Origin of the sequence: Bacillus sp. RZ2MS9 (assembly GCF_001816185.2) — a bacterium.
Classification (GTDB): Bacteria; Bacillota; Bacilli; order Bacillales; family Bacillaceae_G; genus Bacillus_A; species Bacillus_A cereus.
This window is the reverse complement of sequence record NZ_CP049978.1, coordinates 250,001-265,000: the sequence shown is the minus strand read 5'-3', so window position 1 is coordinate 265,000 and position 15,000 is coordinate 250,001. Positions and strand designations below refer to the sequence as shown.

Here is a 15,000-nt window from a genome sequence, read left to right as displayed (position 1 = left end):
ATTCTCTTATTTTCCTTATATAAGTAAACGGATTAAATATCTTTTTCAATCTTATACCCCACTCCCCATACTGTTTTTATATATCTAGGTTTCCTTGGATTCTCCTCAATCTTTTCACGCACTTTCCGAATGTGCACCATTACAGTATTATCAGACTGGAAAGATCGTTCGTTCCACACCTTTTCATAAATTTGCTCCGCACTAAACACCATACCTGGATTTCTAGCTAGCAATTCTAAAATTGAAAATTCCCTCGGAGTTAGTTTCACTTCTTCTCCCTCTACAACAACTTTATGGGTCGAGATGTTGATTTTCATCTCCCCAATTTCTAACTCGTCCTCATTTTGGACAGCGAAACCATTCATTTTCATATAACGGCGTAACTGAGATTTAATTCGTGCAATTAACTCTAATGGATTAAAGGGCTTCGTTACGTAATCATCTGCCCCTGTTGTTAATCCTAAAATCTTATCCATATCTTGCGTTTTGGCAGAAAGCATAATAATAGGCATTTCTTTCGCTTCCCTTACCTTCATACACATATGAATACCATCCACTTTCGGCATCATAATATCTAATACGACTAGATGTATTTCATTTTCTTCCAATAGACGTAATCCTTCTTCTCCGTCTCCTGCTTGTAATACTTTATATCCTTCATTCTTTAAATAGATTGTAATTAAATTCCGAATTTCTTTTTCATCATCTACGACAAGTATTGTTTCGTGTGCCACAATATCTCCCCCATCACTTTTTTAATCCCTAACTTCTATTATAGGAAAACTTCTGAAGAAAAACGCTCGGAAATCCTTAAGATTTTCTGAAGACGCAAAAAGGTCTAGACTCCCCTTAAGTCTAGACCTTTAAAAAACCCCTTTTATTTACGAACGTAGATGAAATATAGCACGAATAAAACTCCCATAACATACATAATCGGATGAACCTCTTTACGACGACCACTCACAACCATTGTAATTGGATAGAAGATAAATCCAATGGCAATCCCAGTTGCGATACTATACGTAAGTGGCATAGAGATAATTGTAAAGAATGCTGGTACTGCAATCTCGAATTTCTTCCAATCAATTTCCCCTAAGGAAGAAACCATCAAGATTCCTACAATAATTAAAGCCGGTGCCGTTACAGCTGGCGTTACAACACTTAATAATGGCGAAAAGAATAGTGCCAGTAAGAAGAATCCTGCTGTTACAACTGCTGTAAATCCAGAACGTCCTCCCGCTGCTACCCCTGCAGACGATTCAATGTAAGACGTTGTTGTTGATGTACCCAAGATCGCACCAATTACAGTTGCAATCGCATCTGCAAATAACGCTTTTCCTGCACGTGGTAATTTATTGTTCTTCATTAATCCTGCTTGATTCGCAACCGCTACAAGCGTACCTGCTGTATCAAAGAAATCTATAAAGAAGAACGTTATAATAACAATCCCCATTTGAACTGTGAAAATATCGCCGAAGTGCGTTAACGCCACACCGAACGTTGGTTCTAGACTCGGTATTGCTCCCACTACAGCTTTCGGAGTATCAATTAATCCTGTTGCAACTCCTAAGATCGCTGTAAGAATCATACCGTAGAATACTGCACCATTAACTTTCTTAATCATGAAGATGATCGTAGTAACAACCCCGAAGATTGCTAGTAACGTTGTGCCCTTTGTTAAGTCCCCCAACCCAACAAGAACCGCATCGTTTTTCACGATAATTCCGGCATTTTGGAATCCAAGGAAAGCAATGAATAATCCAATACCTGCTGCTACTGCAAACTTTAACTCCGATGGAATTGCATTAATGATTTTTTCACGAATACCTGAAGCAGTAAGAATAATAAAGATAATACCTGACATTAATGTTCCGGCAATGGCCGTTTGCCACGGAATACCCATCGTTAAGACTGCTGTATAAGCAAAGAACGCGTTAATCCCCATACCTGGCGCTAAAGCAATTGGATACTTCGCGAAAATACCCATAATTAACGAACCGATCGCTGCCGCTAATGCCGTAGCAACGAATACTGCACCTGGATCCATCCCTGTACCTGCTGGTAACCCTTTAACATTTCCAAGCGACAGCGTAGCAGGATTGACAAATAGTACGTAAGCCATAGATAGAAATGTCGTTAACCCTGCTATGAACTCAGTCTTATAATTCGTACCGAGCTCATCAAACTGAAAATAGCGTTTCATCCTATGTTTCCCCCGTTATATGATTACTCGCCGTATTTCACCCTAGCCCTCTTTTATCCCGAGAAATAAAAAAGGCTTCCATTGCATATATACATGGAAGCGTTCTATAAACAAAGACAAGTTTCCCCTCATCTTTATACAAACGCCTCGTAGTCAAGCCATTTACGGTAGCTAGGTAGAAACTTTCGGGCCATATCCCCGATATTATACGACGGCTATAATATTCACTTTTCGTTTGAATTACATAATCATATTAACTCGACGAAGTAGTTTTGTCAATTTAAAAACGAACATTTTCATAAACTTTTATAGTTTTCGTTCGTATTAATGCCAAAATAAAAAAGATCCATCTATGCATAAGCAATAGATGGACCTTTTTATAAATACTATTCCCACTCAATAGTTGCTGGTGGCTTACTCGTTACATCATACACGATACGGTTAACGTGTTTTACTTCGTTTACGATACGTACAGAGATTTTCTCTAATACGTCCCAAGGGATACGTGCCCAGTCAGCTGTCATACCGTCGATAGATGTTACTGCACGGATACCTACTGTGTAATCGTAAGTACGCTCGTCACCCATAACACCTACGCTACGCATACCAGGAAGTGCAGTGAAGTATTGCCAGATTTCACGGTCTAAGCCCGCTTTAATAATTTCTTCACGTAAAATCGCATCAGATTCACGAACGATTTCTAATTTCTCTTCTGTAATTTCACCTAATACACGAATACCAAGACCCGGTCCTGGGAATGGTTGACGCCATACGATTTCATCAGGAATTCCTAGTTCAGATCCTAATACACGTACTTCGTCTTTAAATAACGTGTTTAAAGGCTCAATTAATTTGAACTGCATGTCTTCTGGAAGTCCACCAACGTTGTGGTGAGATTTAATTGTTTGTGCAGTTGCTGTACCACTTTCAACGATGTCTGTGTAAAGTGTACCTTGTGCTAAAAAGTCCATACCTTGTAATTTAGACGCTTCATCATCAAATACGTAAATGAATTCGTTACCGATGATTTTACGTTTTTGTTCTGGATCTTCTACACCTTTTAACTTGTTCATGAAGCGTTCTTTTGCATCCACTTTAATAACGTTCATGTGGAAGCCTTCGCTAAATGTTTTCATAACGCCTTCTGCTTCGCCTTTACGCAGTAAGCCGTGGTCAACGAAAATACAAGTTAATTGATCGCCGATTGCTTTATGAATTAATACTGCTACAACAGAAGAGTCTACACCGCCACTAAGTGCGCATAGTACTTTTTTGTCTCCAACAGTTTCACGAATTTTTTCTAATTCTACTTCGATAAAGTTCTCCATGTTCCATCCTTCAGAACAACCACATACGCCGAATACGAAGTTTTTAATTAAATCGTTACCGTGCTCAGAGTGACGTACTTCTGGGTGGAATTGTACACCGTATAAGTTTTTCGCTTCATTGCTCATACCAGCAATTGGGCAAGACTCACTTGTTGCGTCTACTACGAATCCTTCAGGTAAACCAGTTACTAAGTCACCATGGCTCATCCATACAACTTGCTCTTCTGGAAGGTTCGCATATAATTTTGATTCGTTCTCTACTTTAAGAACAGCCTTTCCGTACTCACGGTGATTTGCACGCTCTACTTTACCACCGAAGTGTTGCGTCATAAGCTGCATACCGTAACAAATACCGAAGATTGGTAAACCTAGTTCAAAGATTTTTTCATCACAATGTAATGCACCTTCACCGTATACGCTATTTGGTCCACCAGAGAAAATAATCCCTTTTGGATTCATTGCTTTAATTTCTTCTGCAGTAATTGTATGTGGATGAAGTTCACTGTATACACCGAACTCACGAATTCGACGTGCTATTAACTGATTGTATTGACTTCCAAAATCTAAAACGATAATTGTATCGTGTTGTTTCTTCAAAATAATCACCCCAACGTTAGTTCTCGTATATAAATATTTTCACCAATTTGGCGAAAAGCATTACCAATATAATAAAAAAAGCCAGTCCTCCGCCTCTAGTCTCATAACAAAGAAAAGGCAGGGGTCTGGCTTTATAAAGAAAGATAGTCTCCGCTCTTTATAAATATAAGACACACTGCCTTCATAGTCAGGTTGTTTGCGGTAACCCGGTAGAGACTCTCAAACCATATCATTGAGGATATATGAAGGATCGTTTTATATTATCTTCCTAGATTCTAACAATGAAATATCAATATGGTCAAGAGAGAAAGCGACAAAATTCTACAGAAATTCATTTCCTTTTCTAAAAAACATAAAAAAACATCCATTTCTATATAGAAATGGATGTTTTTTAGGGCAAACGGAATTACATCATTCCGCCCATACCGCCCATGCCCATGCCGCCCATATCAGGCATTGCTGGTGCATTTGGTTCTGGCTTGTCAGCTACTACAGCTTCAGTTGTTAAGAACATAGCTGCAACAGATGCTGCGTTTTGAAGTGCAGAACGAGTTACTTTAGCTGGATCTACGATACCAGACTCAAGCATGTTAACCCATTCGCCAGTAGCTGCGTTGAAACCAACGCCTACTTTTTCGCCTTTTAGACGCTCTACAACTACAGATCCTTCTAGACCAGCGTTGATTGCGATTTGGCGAACTGGCTCTTCTAGTGCGCGAAGTACGATGTTGATACCTGTTGCTTCGTCGCCTTCAGCTACGATAGAAGCTACTTTTGTGTATACGTTCATAAGTGAAGTACCACCACCTGCAACGATACCTTCTTCTACTGCTGCACGAGTTGAGTTAAGTGCATCTTCAATACGAAGTTTGCGTTCTTTCAACTCAGTTTCAGTTGCTGCACCTACTTTAATTACCGCTACGCCACCTGCAAGTTTTGCAAGACGCTCTTGTAATTTTTCACGATCGAATTCAGAAGTTGTTTCTTCTAATTGCGCACGGATTTGACCGATGCGAGCTTCGATTTGTTCTGTGCTTCCTACACCTTCAACTACAGTTGTGTTTTCTTTTGTAACAACAACTTTACCAGCGCGTCCTAAAGATTCAACTGTAGCAGATTTTAAGTCACGACCTAATTCTTCAGTGATTACTTCGCCACCTGTTAAGATCGCGATATCTTCTAGCATTGCTTTACGACGGTCACCAAATCCAGGAGCTTTAACAGCTACTACATTGAATGTACCACGAAGTTTGTTCACTACTAATGTAGCTAACGCTTCGCCTTCTACATCTTCAGCAATGATAAGAAGTGGTTTACCTTGTTGTACCACTTGCTCTAATACTGGTAAGATTTCTTGAATGTTAGAAATCTTTTTGTCAGTGATTAAGATGTATGGGTTATCAAGAACTGCTTCCATTTTGTCAGAATCAGTAATCATGTAAGGAGATGCATATCCACGATCAAATTGCATACCTTCTACTACGTCTAATTCTGTTGTGAAGCCTTTAGATTCTTCTAAAGTAATAACGCCGTCGTTACCAACGCGCTCCATTGCTTCAGCGATTAATTGACCTACTTCTTCGTCAGCAGCAGAAATAGCAGCTACTTGTGCGATAGAAGATTTACCTTCGATTGGTTTAGAAATCGTTTTTAATTCTTCAATTGCAGCAGTAACAGCTTTTTCGATACCTTTACGAAGACCCATTGGGTTCGCACCAGCTGTTACGTTTTTAAGACCTTCACGAATCATAGCTTGCGCTAATACAGTTGCAGTTGTTGTTCCGTCACCAGCTACGTCATTTGTTTTGCTAGCAACTTCTGCTACTAGTTTCGCACCCATGTTTTCGAATGCATCTTCTAATTCGATTTCTTTTGCGATTGTTACACCGTCATTTGTAATAAGTGGTGAACCGAATTTTTTCTCAAGAACAACGTTACGACCTTTTGGTCCAAGCGTTACTTTTACTGCATTTGCAAGAGTGTCGACACCGCGAAGCATCGAACGACGTGCTTCTTCACTAAATTTAATATCTTTTGCCATAATAATTGACCCCCTTGGATTTTTTAAGATTTATATAATTAACCGATAACTGCTAAAATGTCACTTTCACGTAAAATCAAGTAGTCTGTACCTTCATATTTCACTTCAGTACCTGCATATTTTGAGAAGATGATAAGATCACCTGCTGCTACCTCTAAAGCAACACGCTCACCATTCTCAAGCACTCGACCAGTACCTACTGCAACAACTTTACCCTCTTGTGGTTTTTCTTTTGCAGTATCTGGTAATACGATACCACTTGCTGTTTTTTCTTCTGCTTGAACAAGCTCAATTACAACGCGATCACCTAATGGCTTTAGCATGAACAATAACCTCCTCATTTTGTTATGTAAATTTCTTTTATTAGCACTCAAGTCATCCGAGTGCTAACACACTTATAATAATAAATAATCTCAATTTCTTTTGCAAGTAAAAAAATCATAATTTTTTCGCAAATCACTATATAGAATACTGCCTTTACTATATGAATCGTTGTTTCCACTGCTCGTATGTTACAATATGAAAGGACACCCTAAGTTGTTTTCGCTACACACACAACTTTCTCCTGTCTTCTATTATAATTTCAAATAAGGATTTACGAAAAAAACATAATTCAAGTGAGGTTTATATCGTAGGTAGCATATTTACATGTTATCCTAACTTATCTCATACACTATAGTTAGAAAGGATGGTTAAACCATTTGAAGAAACAATACTGGTGGATTATCGTTACATACATTTTAATGCAGTTATCTGGCGTTGTTGGATTGCCACTTCTCCTAAAAACAGGACTCTATGATAATAGAGGATTTACCATTGAGGAAAAAGGACAAATCATAACGGGACACTGGGCAATTATTAGCTTCTTTGTTGCATTATGTATCGTACTTTGGTTACTTAGAACAGATATTCGTGACAGGCATTTAGATCCAAAGCGCTCTTCTGCTCCAGCTACTATTGGATGGATTTTCATCGGGTTCTTCTTAGCTTTCTTTTCACAAATAGTTGCCGGTATGATCGAGATGCAGCTGCTAGGAATTAAACAAGGTTCAGAAAATACAATGAAACTGATGGAGATTGCAAGAACGACACCTTGGTTCCTTATTGTTGTATCTATAATTGGACCTATCTTAGAAGAAATCGTATTTAGAAAAATTTTATTTGGTGCACTTTATAAGAAGTTTAACTTCTTTATCGCAGCTATCATTAGTTCGCTTGTATTCGCAGCAATTCATTTTGATTTTACTCATTTATTGGTATACACTGCTATGGGGCTCGTATTCGCCTTCTTATATGTGAAGACGAAACGTATTATCGTTCCGATTGCAGCTCATGTTGCGATGAATACATTGGTCGCTATTGGGCAAATTTTTATGAGCAATGAACAAATTCAAGAAATGATTAAAGAAGCTGAAAAAATGCAAGGCTTTATCGGAGGATTTTTTGTATGAGAAACTCACCATTGTTCATGGCTGCACTATACTTCCTTCTTGGATGTATCTTTACACGCTTCGCCATTACGAACGTGACAGATACAATCTGGAATATGTGGACAATACTATTTGCAGTTATGGCAACAATTGATTTTAATTTGGCACTTCGCCTTATATTAATTAAATTCACAAAGAAGAAACAATAATAAAACGCAGAGGTCGCTTCCTCTGCGTTTTATTGTGGATAGTTTTTCAAAAAGTAAACTAATGTTTGTAACTCTACAGCTAAGTCAATATGATGAATTCTAATATTCTCTGATACGTTTAATCGCGCTGGTGTGAAATTCAAAATACCATGCACGCTCGTTTCAGCTAATCTATCTGCTACAGCTTGTGCTACTGTAGCCGGTACTGTTAATATTGCCACTTGTATATCATTTGATAATCTCTCTTCTAATTCATCTAAATGATATACAGGAATGCCCCCGATTTCTGTTCCAACTTTCTCTTCACTAACATCAAATGCCATTTCAATTTTTGTATTATTGTTTTTCGTGAAATTATAATGTAAGAAAGCGGTCCCTAAATTACCTACTCCAATAAGTGCTACACGTGTTATATCATCTTGATCAAGTGTTTCGCGGAAAAATGATAATAAATAATTTACGTTATATCCATATCCCTTTTTCCCTAACGCTCCAAAATACGAAAAATCTCTTCGTATTGTTGCGGAATCTACTTTTACTGCCTCACTCAATTCGGCCGATGAAACACGCTGCTTACCAGAAAGAGATAAGTTTTGGATAAATCGATAGTATAGAGGCAATCTTTTAGCAGTGGCTTGTGGAATCTTTTGCTGATCCATATGACCTCTCCTCTCTTCCTATCTTTATTCATATACTTTAATCAAATACAGAAGTTTAGCACTCATTAAATTCCTTGTATAATAAAGAGAAGAAGTATTCTCTCTTTATTTTAAACTATACACTATTTTTAGTATGATTGAGAAATATAAACATGGCAAAGTTAAGAAATTATTTGAGGTGAAAACATTGATTTTATTACAAGTAAACGCGCTTTCGAAATTATACGGTGCAGAAACGATTCTTGCAAACATAAAATTGGAAGTACAAACAAAAGATCGTATCGCATTAGTTGGAAGGAATGGAGCAGGCAAATCTACATTATTAAAAATTATCGCTGGTGAATTATCTCATGATGGTGGCGAAATTATAAAACCGAAAGATGTCTCAATCGGATATTTAGCTCAAAATACTGGACTAGAAACGTCTTTAACAATTTGGGATGAAATGCTAACCGTCTTTACCCACTTACAGCAAATGGAGACAAAACTTCGAAGGCTTGAGCAAGAAATGGGAAAAGAAGAAAACTTTTCAAACGAAGCTACATATGAAAGATTGTTAGCTGATTATGACCAATTGCAACTCAATTATAAAGATCAAGGTGGATATCAATATGAAGCGGATATTCGCTCCATTTTAAGCGGCCTTGGCTTCCCAGTTGAAACGCACCAGACGACGATCTCTACTTTAAGCGGCGGGCAAAAAACAAGATTAGCTCTCGGGAAATTATTATTAACAAAACCAGACTTACTTATTTTGGATGAGCCTACAAACCATTTAGACATCGAAACATTAACGTGGCTTGAGCAATATTTACAAGGTTATCCTGGCGCAATATTAATCGTTTCACATGACCGTTATTTCTTAGACAAACTCGTTACACAAGTATATGAAATTTCAAATAAAGAAAGCAGACGATTTGTTGGTAACTACAGTAAATATTTAGACTTAAAATCAGCATTATATGAGCAAGAAATGAAACGTTACGAAAAACAACAAGATGAAATCGCAAAACTTGAGGACTTCGTTCAAAAGAATATAGCTCGCGCTTCTACAACGAAACGTGCTCAAAGTCGTCGTAAACAACTAGACAGAATGGAATTATTAACGAGACCATTAGGGGATTCTAAGTCAGCATCATTCCACTTCGATATTGAAAAGCAAAGTGGAAATGATGTTTTACAAGTAAATGATGCAACCATTGGCTATGATGAGAACCCTATAATTGAACATGTAACTATGCGCTTAACTCGCGGAGATAGTGTTGCTTTAGTTGGTCCAAACGGAATTGGGAAATCCACATTGTTAAAGTCTATTGTGAATAAGTTACCACTATTAAATGGTGATGTTTCTTTCGGATCAAATGTATCTGTTGGTTATTATGATCAAGAACAAGCAAACTTAACATCTTCTAAACGGGTTTTAAATGAACTATGGGATGAATATCCACTGCAACCTGAAAAAGAAATCCGTACTATACTCGGGAATTTTTTATTCACAGGAGATGATGTACTGAAACCAGTATCTTCCCTTAGTGGTGGACAAAAAGCTCGATTAGCTCTTGCAAAACTTATGATGCAAAAATCAAATTTATTAATTCTAGATGAGCCTACGAACCACCTTGATTTAAATAGTAAAGAAATTTTGGAGAATGCTTTAATTGATTATCCAGGGACTCTTCTATTCGTCTCACATGACCGCTACTTTATTAACCGTGTAACAACGACTGTGGTTGAGTTATCAACAGAAGGTGCACAGGAATATTTAGGGGATTACGATTACTACGTTGAAAAGAAAAATGAAATGATTGAACGTGCAGAACTTGAACAGCAAGAAAGTGACATTCCTGTTCAAAAGGTGGTTGCACAAGAGAAATTAAATTATTTAGAAGAAAAAGAGCGTAAAAAACTAGAGCGTCAACGCACTAGAAAAATTGAAGAGCTAGAACAAAGTATATTGGAATTAGAAGAAGAAATTGCTACGTTAGAAGATCAACTTTGCTTACCAGAAATATATGCAGATTATGAAAAAGCTAGTGAAATTACAACTAAAAAGCAAACGCTACAAGAACAACTTGAAACTTGCATGGCAGAATGGGAAGAGCTGCATGTATAAGCATATTTAAATAAGGAAGATGTCTCATAAGTCAGGATTTTTGACTATGCGACATCTTTTTTTCTTTTAATACAGAAACAATTTTTTGAGTATATCAATCGTAACTTAGAATATACCAACGATTTTTCAAATATATCTATTGTAACCCTATATATATTAACAATTCGACACGAAATATCGATTTAACGACAAAGATTGACAATATTAGCATCTTCTATAATAGGGAGATGTTTCAAAATGTTTTTCGGGGATATCTTCTTACTTTTTATTTCCCGAAAAAGAACAAATTCAAAGGTCTGACATCATCCTATTTATCCACAAGTTTATACACATATCCACCTTTATAAAATAAACCTTAAAATAACTTTTCCACATTATCCACAATCAACAAAAAAGTTATCAACATTTTATATACACAATAAAACCCACATTATCAACAGACAATATGGGTTTTATCCACAACCTGTGGTTAATTATGTGCATAACTATGCTTCAATATCTAATCCTGGATTTGCATTTAAGGCTAATGTTGCACGCTTACCTTGTTCATAAGCAATTGTCCCTGCCGCTGCAATCATCGCTGCATTATCTGTGCATAAAGATAGCGGCGGAATAATTAATTCAATGTTTTCTTTTTGTGCAAATTCCTCTTCTAATCGCGCACGAAGTCCTTTATTAGCAGCTACTCCACCAGCAAGAAGTAATTGCTTTACATTATAAGCTTCTGCTGCACGAGCTGCTTTCGTTACAAGTACATCTATTACACTTTCTTGGAAACTTGCCGCTAAATCTTCTGGCGCAATTTCTATACCGCGTTGTTTTGCGTTATGCACAGTGTTGATAACTGCTGATTTCAATCCACTAAAGCTAAAATCATATGAATCCGGTTCTAGCCATGCACGAGGCAAATCAATTGTCGGTTCTCCTTCATGTGCAAGGCGATCAATATGAGGACCACCTGGATATGGCATAGATAACGTACGAGCTACTTTATCATATGCTTCTCCAGCTGCATCGTCTCGTGTTTCACCAATTACTTCGAATGAACCATGTTCTTTCATATAAACAAGTTCCGTATGCCCACCAGATACAACAAGTGATAATAACGGGAATTGAACTTCTTTTACTAAACGGTTCGCATAAATATGACCAGCAATATGATGAACACCGACTAACGGAATATCATGTGCAAACGCTACTGCCTTCGCTGCATTTACTCCAATTAGAAGTGCTCCTACTAAACCAGGACCTTCTGTTACAGCAATTGCATCAATATCATCAAATGTGATGTTTGCTTCCTTTAAAGCTTCTTCTAACACAACTGTAATTTCTTCTACATGATGACGGGATGCAATCTCTGGTACAACGCCGCCAAAACGTTTATGACTTTCAATTTGTGATGCAACGACATTCGCAATAATTTCCGTTCCATTTTTAACAACTGCTACTGCTGTTTCATCACAACTTGTTTCAATACCAAGTATAATCGTATTTTTTTCCATTATATATTCACCCACATTACGAGACCATCTTCCTGATTGTCTGCATAGTATCGTTTACGAATCCCACCATTTTGAAATCCGTATTTTCTGTATAACTGCTTTGCTACTTCATTTGATACACGTACTTCAAGTGTCATTGTTTTTACCCCTAGTTCTTTCGCTTCAGAAATAACTGCTTTCAATAGGGCATCTCCTAACTTTTGACCTCGGTATTCTGGCAAAATAGCTATATTTGTTATATGTGATTCATCAATAATTATCCACAATCCACAATACCCGACTACACGACCATCTTTTTCTAACACAATATAATGTGCATGTTCATTCATCGTTAATTCACGGTGAAAGGCATCTGCAGTCCAAGGAGTTGAAAAAGACGCTTCTTCAATAGCTACAATTTGAGCAATATCATCAAGCTCCATCTTTCTAAATATCATATCCATCTTCTGCAAGCTCCTACTTGTTTTGACTTTCTAACCACTTTGTTTCAGCTTCAGCTAAACGAAGATAGCTTGGAACAAACGTATGCACATCTTGTTCTTCTTTTTGTAATCCTAAGAATGCTAGCTCACTTGGTCTTGGGTTATTTTTAGTAAATGGAGCGAATACAGCTTGATCACCTAAATGTTCTATAATTGTTTCTTTATGCAATTTAACATCGTTACCGATAAATAAAACAGGCTGTCCTTTATCTTTTAACATTTGCAACCAGTCCACAATAAGAATAATTCGGTCTTCTTCTATTGAAGTTAACTGCTCTCCTTCATATGTATATAACCCAGTGTAAATTTGCCCACGTCTTCCATCAAATAAAGGACAAATTAACCCGTTAAAGTTAGCACCGTTTGCAGCTACTACCTCTAAACTTGATACACCTACAATTGGTATTTGAAGTGACCAAGCTAATGTTTTCGCCGCTGTCACGCCTATGCGAACACCTGTATAGGATCCAGGTCCAGCAGCTACAACGATTTTAGTTAATTCCTTCGGTTTTACGCCACACTCTTTTAACAGTTTCTCTACAGCTGGCATAAGACGTACAGAATGGTTTTTTGTTAAATTTGTAATGATTTCCCCAATTACGTTTCCTTCCTCAATAAGGGATACACCCATTACGTAATTTGAAGTATCAATTGCTAGTACTTTCATCTTGTAATAGCTCCTCACATAATCTAATATAGCGATCTCCAATTGGCTCGAGTATAATTTTTCTTGTGTCATCTCCAGCATGGAATAAACTAATTTGTAACTTTTCATTTGGTAAATATGCCTCTATTAAATGAGCCCATTCTACTACCGTAATTCCTTCACCGTAGAAATATTCATCAAAGCCTAAGTCCTCTTCACTTTCTGCTAAGCGATACACGTCCATATGATATAGCGGTAACCTACCTTTATATTCTTTAATGATATTAAAGGTAGGACTATTTACAACTCTTTTCACTCCAAGACCTTTTGCTAGTCCCTTTGTAAAAGTCGTCTTACCAGCTCCAAGATCTCCTTCTAAAATAATTACATCTTGTGCCTCTACGAGCTCACCTAGTTTTTCTGATAACCTTTGTGTTTCCTCAGAAGATTTTGTTGTTACTTCATATTTACTCACAGACTTCACCTACTTTACTCACAATGTTCTCTGCTCTTTATTATACAGGTTTTGAATATATAAAAAAGTCCTTAGGAGTTGTCCTAAGGATAGTTTGACTGTCTTTATTAGTTTTTTGTTAAAACAAATAAAAAAATACGAAACAACTTGTTTCGTTCTTTTCTTTATATGAAATGGCGGTCCCGACCGGGGTCGAACCGGCGATCTCCTGCGTGACAGGCAGGCATGTTAACCACTACACCACGGGACCATTTGGTTGCGGGGACAGGATTTGAACCTGCGACCTTCGGGTTATGAGCCCGACGAGCTACCGTGCTGCTCCACCCCGCGACAATATAAATAGCTTGGCGACGTCCTACTCTCACAGGGACAAGGTCCCAACTACCATCGGCGCTAGAGAGCTTAACTTCCGTGTTCGGTATGGGAACGGGTGTGACCTCTCTGCCATCATCACCAAACTATTGAAGGCATATTCCTTCAAAACTAGATAACATTTGCTACATATTATATGGTTAAGTCCTCGATCTATTAGTATTCGTCAGCTCCACATGTCACCATGCTTCCACCTCGAACCTATCAACCTGATCATCTTTCAGGGATCTTACTAGCTTACGCTATGGGAAATCTCATCTTGAGGGGGGCTTCATGCTTAGATGCTTTCAGCACTTATCCCTTCCGCACATAGCTACCCAGCTATGCCCTTGGCAGAACAACTGGTACACCAGCGGTGCGTCCATCCCGGTCCTCTCGTACTAAGGACAGCTCCTCTCAAATTTCCTACGCCCACGACGGATAGGGACCGAACTGTCTCACGACGTTCTGAACCCAGCTCGCGTACCGCTTTAATGGGCGAACAGCCCAACCCTTGGGACCGACTACAGCCCCAGGATGCGATGAGCCGACATCGAGGTGCCAAACCTCCCCGTCGATGTGGACTCTTGGGGGAGATAAGCCTGTTATCCCCGGGGTAGCTTTTATCCGTTGAGCGATGGCCCTTCCATGCGGAACCACCGGATCACTAAGCCCGACTTTCGTCCCTGCTCGACTTGTAGGTCTCGCAGTCAAGCTCCCTTATGCCTTTGCACTCTACGAATGATTTCCAACCATTCTGAGGGAACCTTTGGGCGCCTCCGTTACACTTTAGGAGGCGACCGCCCCAGTCAAACTGCCCACCTGACACTGTCTCCCGGGTCGATAAGACCCGTAGGTTAGAATTTCAATACAGTCAGGGCGGTATCCCACCAGCGCCTCCACCGAAGCTAGCGCTCCGGTTTCAATGGCTCCCGCCTATCCTGTACAAACTGTACCAAAATTC

14 protein-coding genes, 2 tRNA genes, 2 rRNA genes and 2 riboswitches (2 of these 20 only partly in view) are annotated in these 15,000 nt (G+C 38.4%); of the genes, 3 read left to right on the top strand and 15 right to left on the bottom strand.

Translation table 11 applies throughout. The annotated features are described in order from the left end of the window. The 6 genes from ampS to groES form a co-directional block, all read right to left on the bottom strand. Positions 1-49: the beginning of an aminopeptidase AmpS gene (gene ampS / locus BHV55_RS01535; RefSeq protein ID WP_000719210.1), read on the bottom strand. It extends 1,457 nt beyond the left edge of the window; 49 of the gene's 1,506 nt are visible here — the first part of the coding sequence; the start codon lies at positions 47-49; its stop codon lies off the left edge, out of view. Continuing rightward, positions 33-734, bottom strand: a complete 702-nt coding sequence (locus BHV55_RS01530; RefSeq protein WP_000929880.1) for a response regulator transcription factor — start codon at positions 732-734, stop codon at positions 33-35. The genes ampS and BHV55_RS01530 overlap by 17 nt, the downstream gene beginning before the upstream one ends. A gap of 143 nt (positions 735-877) precedes the next feature. Beyond that, the gene (locus BHV55_RS01525; RefSeq protein ID WP_000833096.1) at positions 878-2,203 is read right to left on the bottom strand and encodes an NCS2 family permease; all 1,326 of its coding nucleotides are present in this window, start codon (positions 2,201-2,203) and stop codon (positions 878-880) included. A 130-nt stretch (positions 2,204-2,333) separates the two neighbouring features. Continuing rightward, a riboswitch (purine riboswitch) is annotated at positions 2,334-2,435 on the bottom strand. A 154-nt stretch (positions 2,436-2,589) separates the two neighbouring features. Beyond that, complete coding sequence (guaA, locus tag BHV55_RS01520; RefSeq protein WP_000743906.1) at positions 2,590-4,128, bottom strand: glutamine-hydrolyzing GMP synthase; 1,539 nt, start codon at positions 4,126-4,128, stop codon at positions 2,590-2,592. Between the two features lie 164 nt (positions 4,129-4,292). Then, positions 4,293-4,394, bottom strand: a riboswitch (purine riboswitch). Positions 4,395-4,534: 140 nt separating this feature from the next. After that, a complete protein-coding gene (groL, locus tag BHV55_RS01515) occupies positions 4,535-6,169 on the bottom strand; it encodes a chaperonin GroEL (RefSeq protein WP_001029993.1) in 1,635 nt (544 codons plus the stop codon). A gap of 38 nt (positions 6,170-6,207) precedes the next feature. Further along, on the bottom strand, positions 6,208-6,492 hold the full coding sequence (groES, locus tag BHV55_RS01510) for a co-chaperone GroES (RefSeq protein ID WP_000917311.1): 285 nt from the start codon (positions 6,490-6,492) through the stop codon (positions 6,208-6,210). 378 nt (positions 6,493-6,870) lie between these two features. Between groES and BHV55_RS01505 the strand changes: the two genes are divergently transcribed. Beyond that, on the top strand, positions 6,871-7,620 hold the full coding sequence (locus tag BHV55_RS01505; protein WP_000745326.1) for a CPBP family intramembrane glutamic endopeptidase: 750 nt from the start codon (positions 6,871-6,873) through the stop codon (positions 7,618-7,620). Further along, positions 7,617-7,808, top strand: coding sequence for a YdiK family protein (locus tag BHV55_RS01500; protein ID WP_001246200.1), 192 nt, complete (start codon positions 7,617-7,619; stop codon positions 7,806-7,808). Before BHV55_RS01505 ends, BHV55_RS01500 begins: the two co-directional genes overlap by 4 nt. Positions 7,809-7,837: 29 nt before the next feature. Here BHV55_RS01500 and BHV55_RS01495 read toward each other — a convergent pair whose 3' ends face one another. Further along, complete coding sequence (locus BHV55_RS01495) at positions 7,838-8,467, bottom strand: redox-sensing transcriptional repressor Rex (protein WP_000372699.1); 630 nt, start codon at positions 8,465-8,467, stop codon at positions 7,838-7,840. A 187-nt stretch (positions 8,468-8,654) separates the two neighbouring features. Here BHV55_RS01495 and BHV55_RS01490 point away from each other — a divergent pair, with 187 nt between their 5' ends. Then, the gene (locus BHV55_RS01490; RefSeq protein ID WP_000602145.1) at positions 8,655-10,580 is read left to right on the top strand and encodes an ABC-F family ATP-binding cassette domain-containing protein; all 1,926 of its coding nucleotides are present in this window, start codon (positions 8,655-8,657) and stop codon (positions 10,578-10,580) included. A 485-nt stretch (positions 10,581-11,065) separates the two neighbouring features. On the opposite strand, the gene tsaD is transcribed toward BHV55_RS01490, so the two are convergent. From tsaD to BHV55_RS01450, 8 genes are all read right to left on the bottom strand, one after another. Beyond that, positions 11,066-12,082 carry a tRNA (adenosine(37)-N6)-threonylcarbamoyltransferase complex transferase subunit TsaD gene (gene tsaD / locus BHV55_RS01485; RefSeq protein WP_000414585.1) on the bottom strand — a complete coding sequence of 339 codons (1,017 nt, stop codon included), beginning with the start codon at positions 12,080-12,082 and terminating at the stop codon, positions 11,066-11,068. Then, on the bottom strand, positions 12,082-12,525 hold the full coding sequence (gene rimI, locus BHV55_RS01480) for a ribosomal protein S18-alanine N-acetyltransferase (RefSeq protein ID WP_000367190.1): 444 nt from the start codon (positions 12,523-12,525) through the stop codon (positions 12,082-12,084). Before rimI ends, tsaD begins: the two co-directional genes overlap by 1 nt. A gap of 13 nt (positions 12,526-12,538) precedes the next feature. Beyond that, a complete protein-coding gene (gene tsaB, locus BHV55_RS01475) occupies positions 12,539-13,231 on the bottom strand; it encodes a tRNA (adenosine(37)-N6)-threonylcarbamoyltransferase complex dimerization subunit type 1 TsaB (protein WP_000865753.1) in 693 nt (230 codons plus the stop codon). After that, positions 13,212-13,685 carry a tRNA (adenosine(37)-N6)-threonylcarbamoyltransferase complex ATPase subunit type 1 TsaE gene (tsaE, locus tag BHV55_RS01470; RefSeq protein ID WP_000049642.1) on the bottom strand — a complete coding sequence of 158 codons (474 nt, stop codon included), beginning with the start codon at positions 13,683-13,685 and terminating at the stop codon, positions 13,212-13,214. The genes tsaB and tsaE overlap by 20 nt, the downstream gene beginning before the upstream one ends. 174 nt (positions 13,686-13,859) lie before the next feature. Then, positions 13,860-13,935, bottom strand: a tRNA-Asp gene (locus BHV55_RS01465). Positions 13,936-13,938: 3 nt separating this feature from the next. Continuing rightward, a tRNA-Met gene (locus BHV55_RS01460) sits at positions 13,939-14,015 on the bottom strand. Between the two features lie 12 nt (positions 14,016-14,027). Then, a 5S ribosomal RNA gene (gene rrf, locus BHV55_RS01455) occupies positions 14,028-14,143 on the bottom strand. Positions 14,144-14,193: 50 nt separating this feature from the next. Continuing rightward, a 23S ribosomal RNA gene (locus tag BHV55_RS01450) occupies positions 14,194-15,000 on the bottom strand; it runs 2,116 nt beyond the window's last position.

What these genes read in the sequence shown, in the direction of transcription:
- BHV55_RS01525 (WP_000833096.1), bottom strand. Translation starts at nt 2,203, where the DNA reads ATGAAACGCTATTTTCAGTTTGATGAGCTCGGTACGAATTATAAGACT.
- groL (WP_001029993.1), bottom strand. Translation starts at nt 6,169, where the DNA reads ATGGCAAAAGATATTAAATTTAGTGAAGAAGCACGTCGTTCGATGCTT.
- groES (WP_000917311.1), bottom strand. Translation starts at nt 6,492, where the DNA reads ATGCTAAAGCCATTAGGTGATCGCGTTGTAATTGAGCTTGTTCAAGCA.
- BHV55_RS01500 (WP_001246200.1), top strand. Translation starts at nt 7,617, where the DNA reads ATGAGAAACTCACCATTGTTCATGGCTGCACTATACTTCCTTCTTGGA.
- BHV55_RS01495 (WP_000372699.1), bottom strand. Translation starts at nt 8,467, where the DNA reads ATGGATCAGCAAAAGATTCCACAAGCCACTGCTAAAAGATTGCCTCTA.
- tsaD (WP_000414585.1), bottom strand. Translation starts at nt 12,082, where the DNA reads ATGGAAAAAAATACGATTATACTTGGTATTGAAACAAGTTGTGATGAA.
- rimI (WP_000367190.1), bottom strand. Translation starts at nt 12,525, where the DNA reads ATGGATATGATATTTAGAAAGATGGAGCTTGATGATATTGCTCAAATT.
- tsaB (WP_000865753.1), bottom strand. Translation starts at nt 13,231, where the DNA reads ATGAAAGTACTAGCAATTGATACTTCAAATTACGTAATGGGTGTATCC.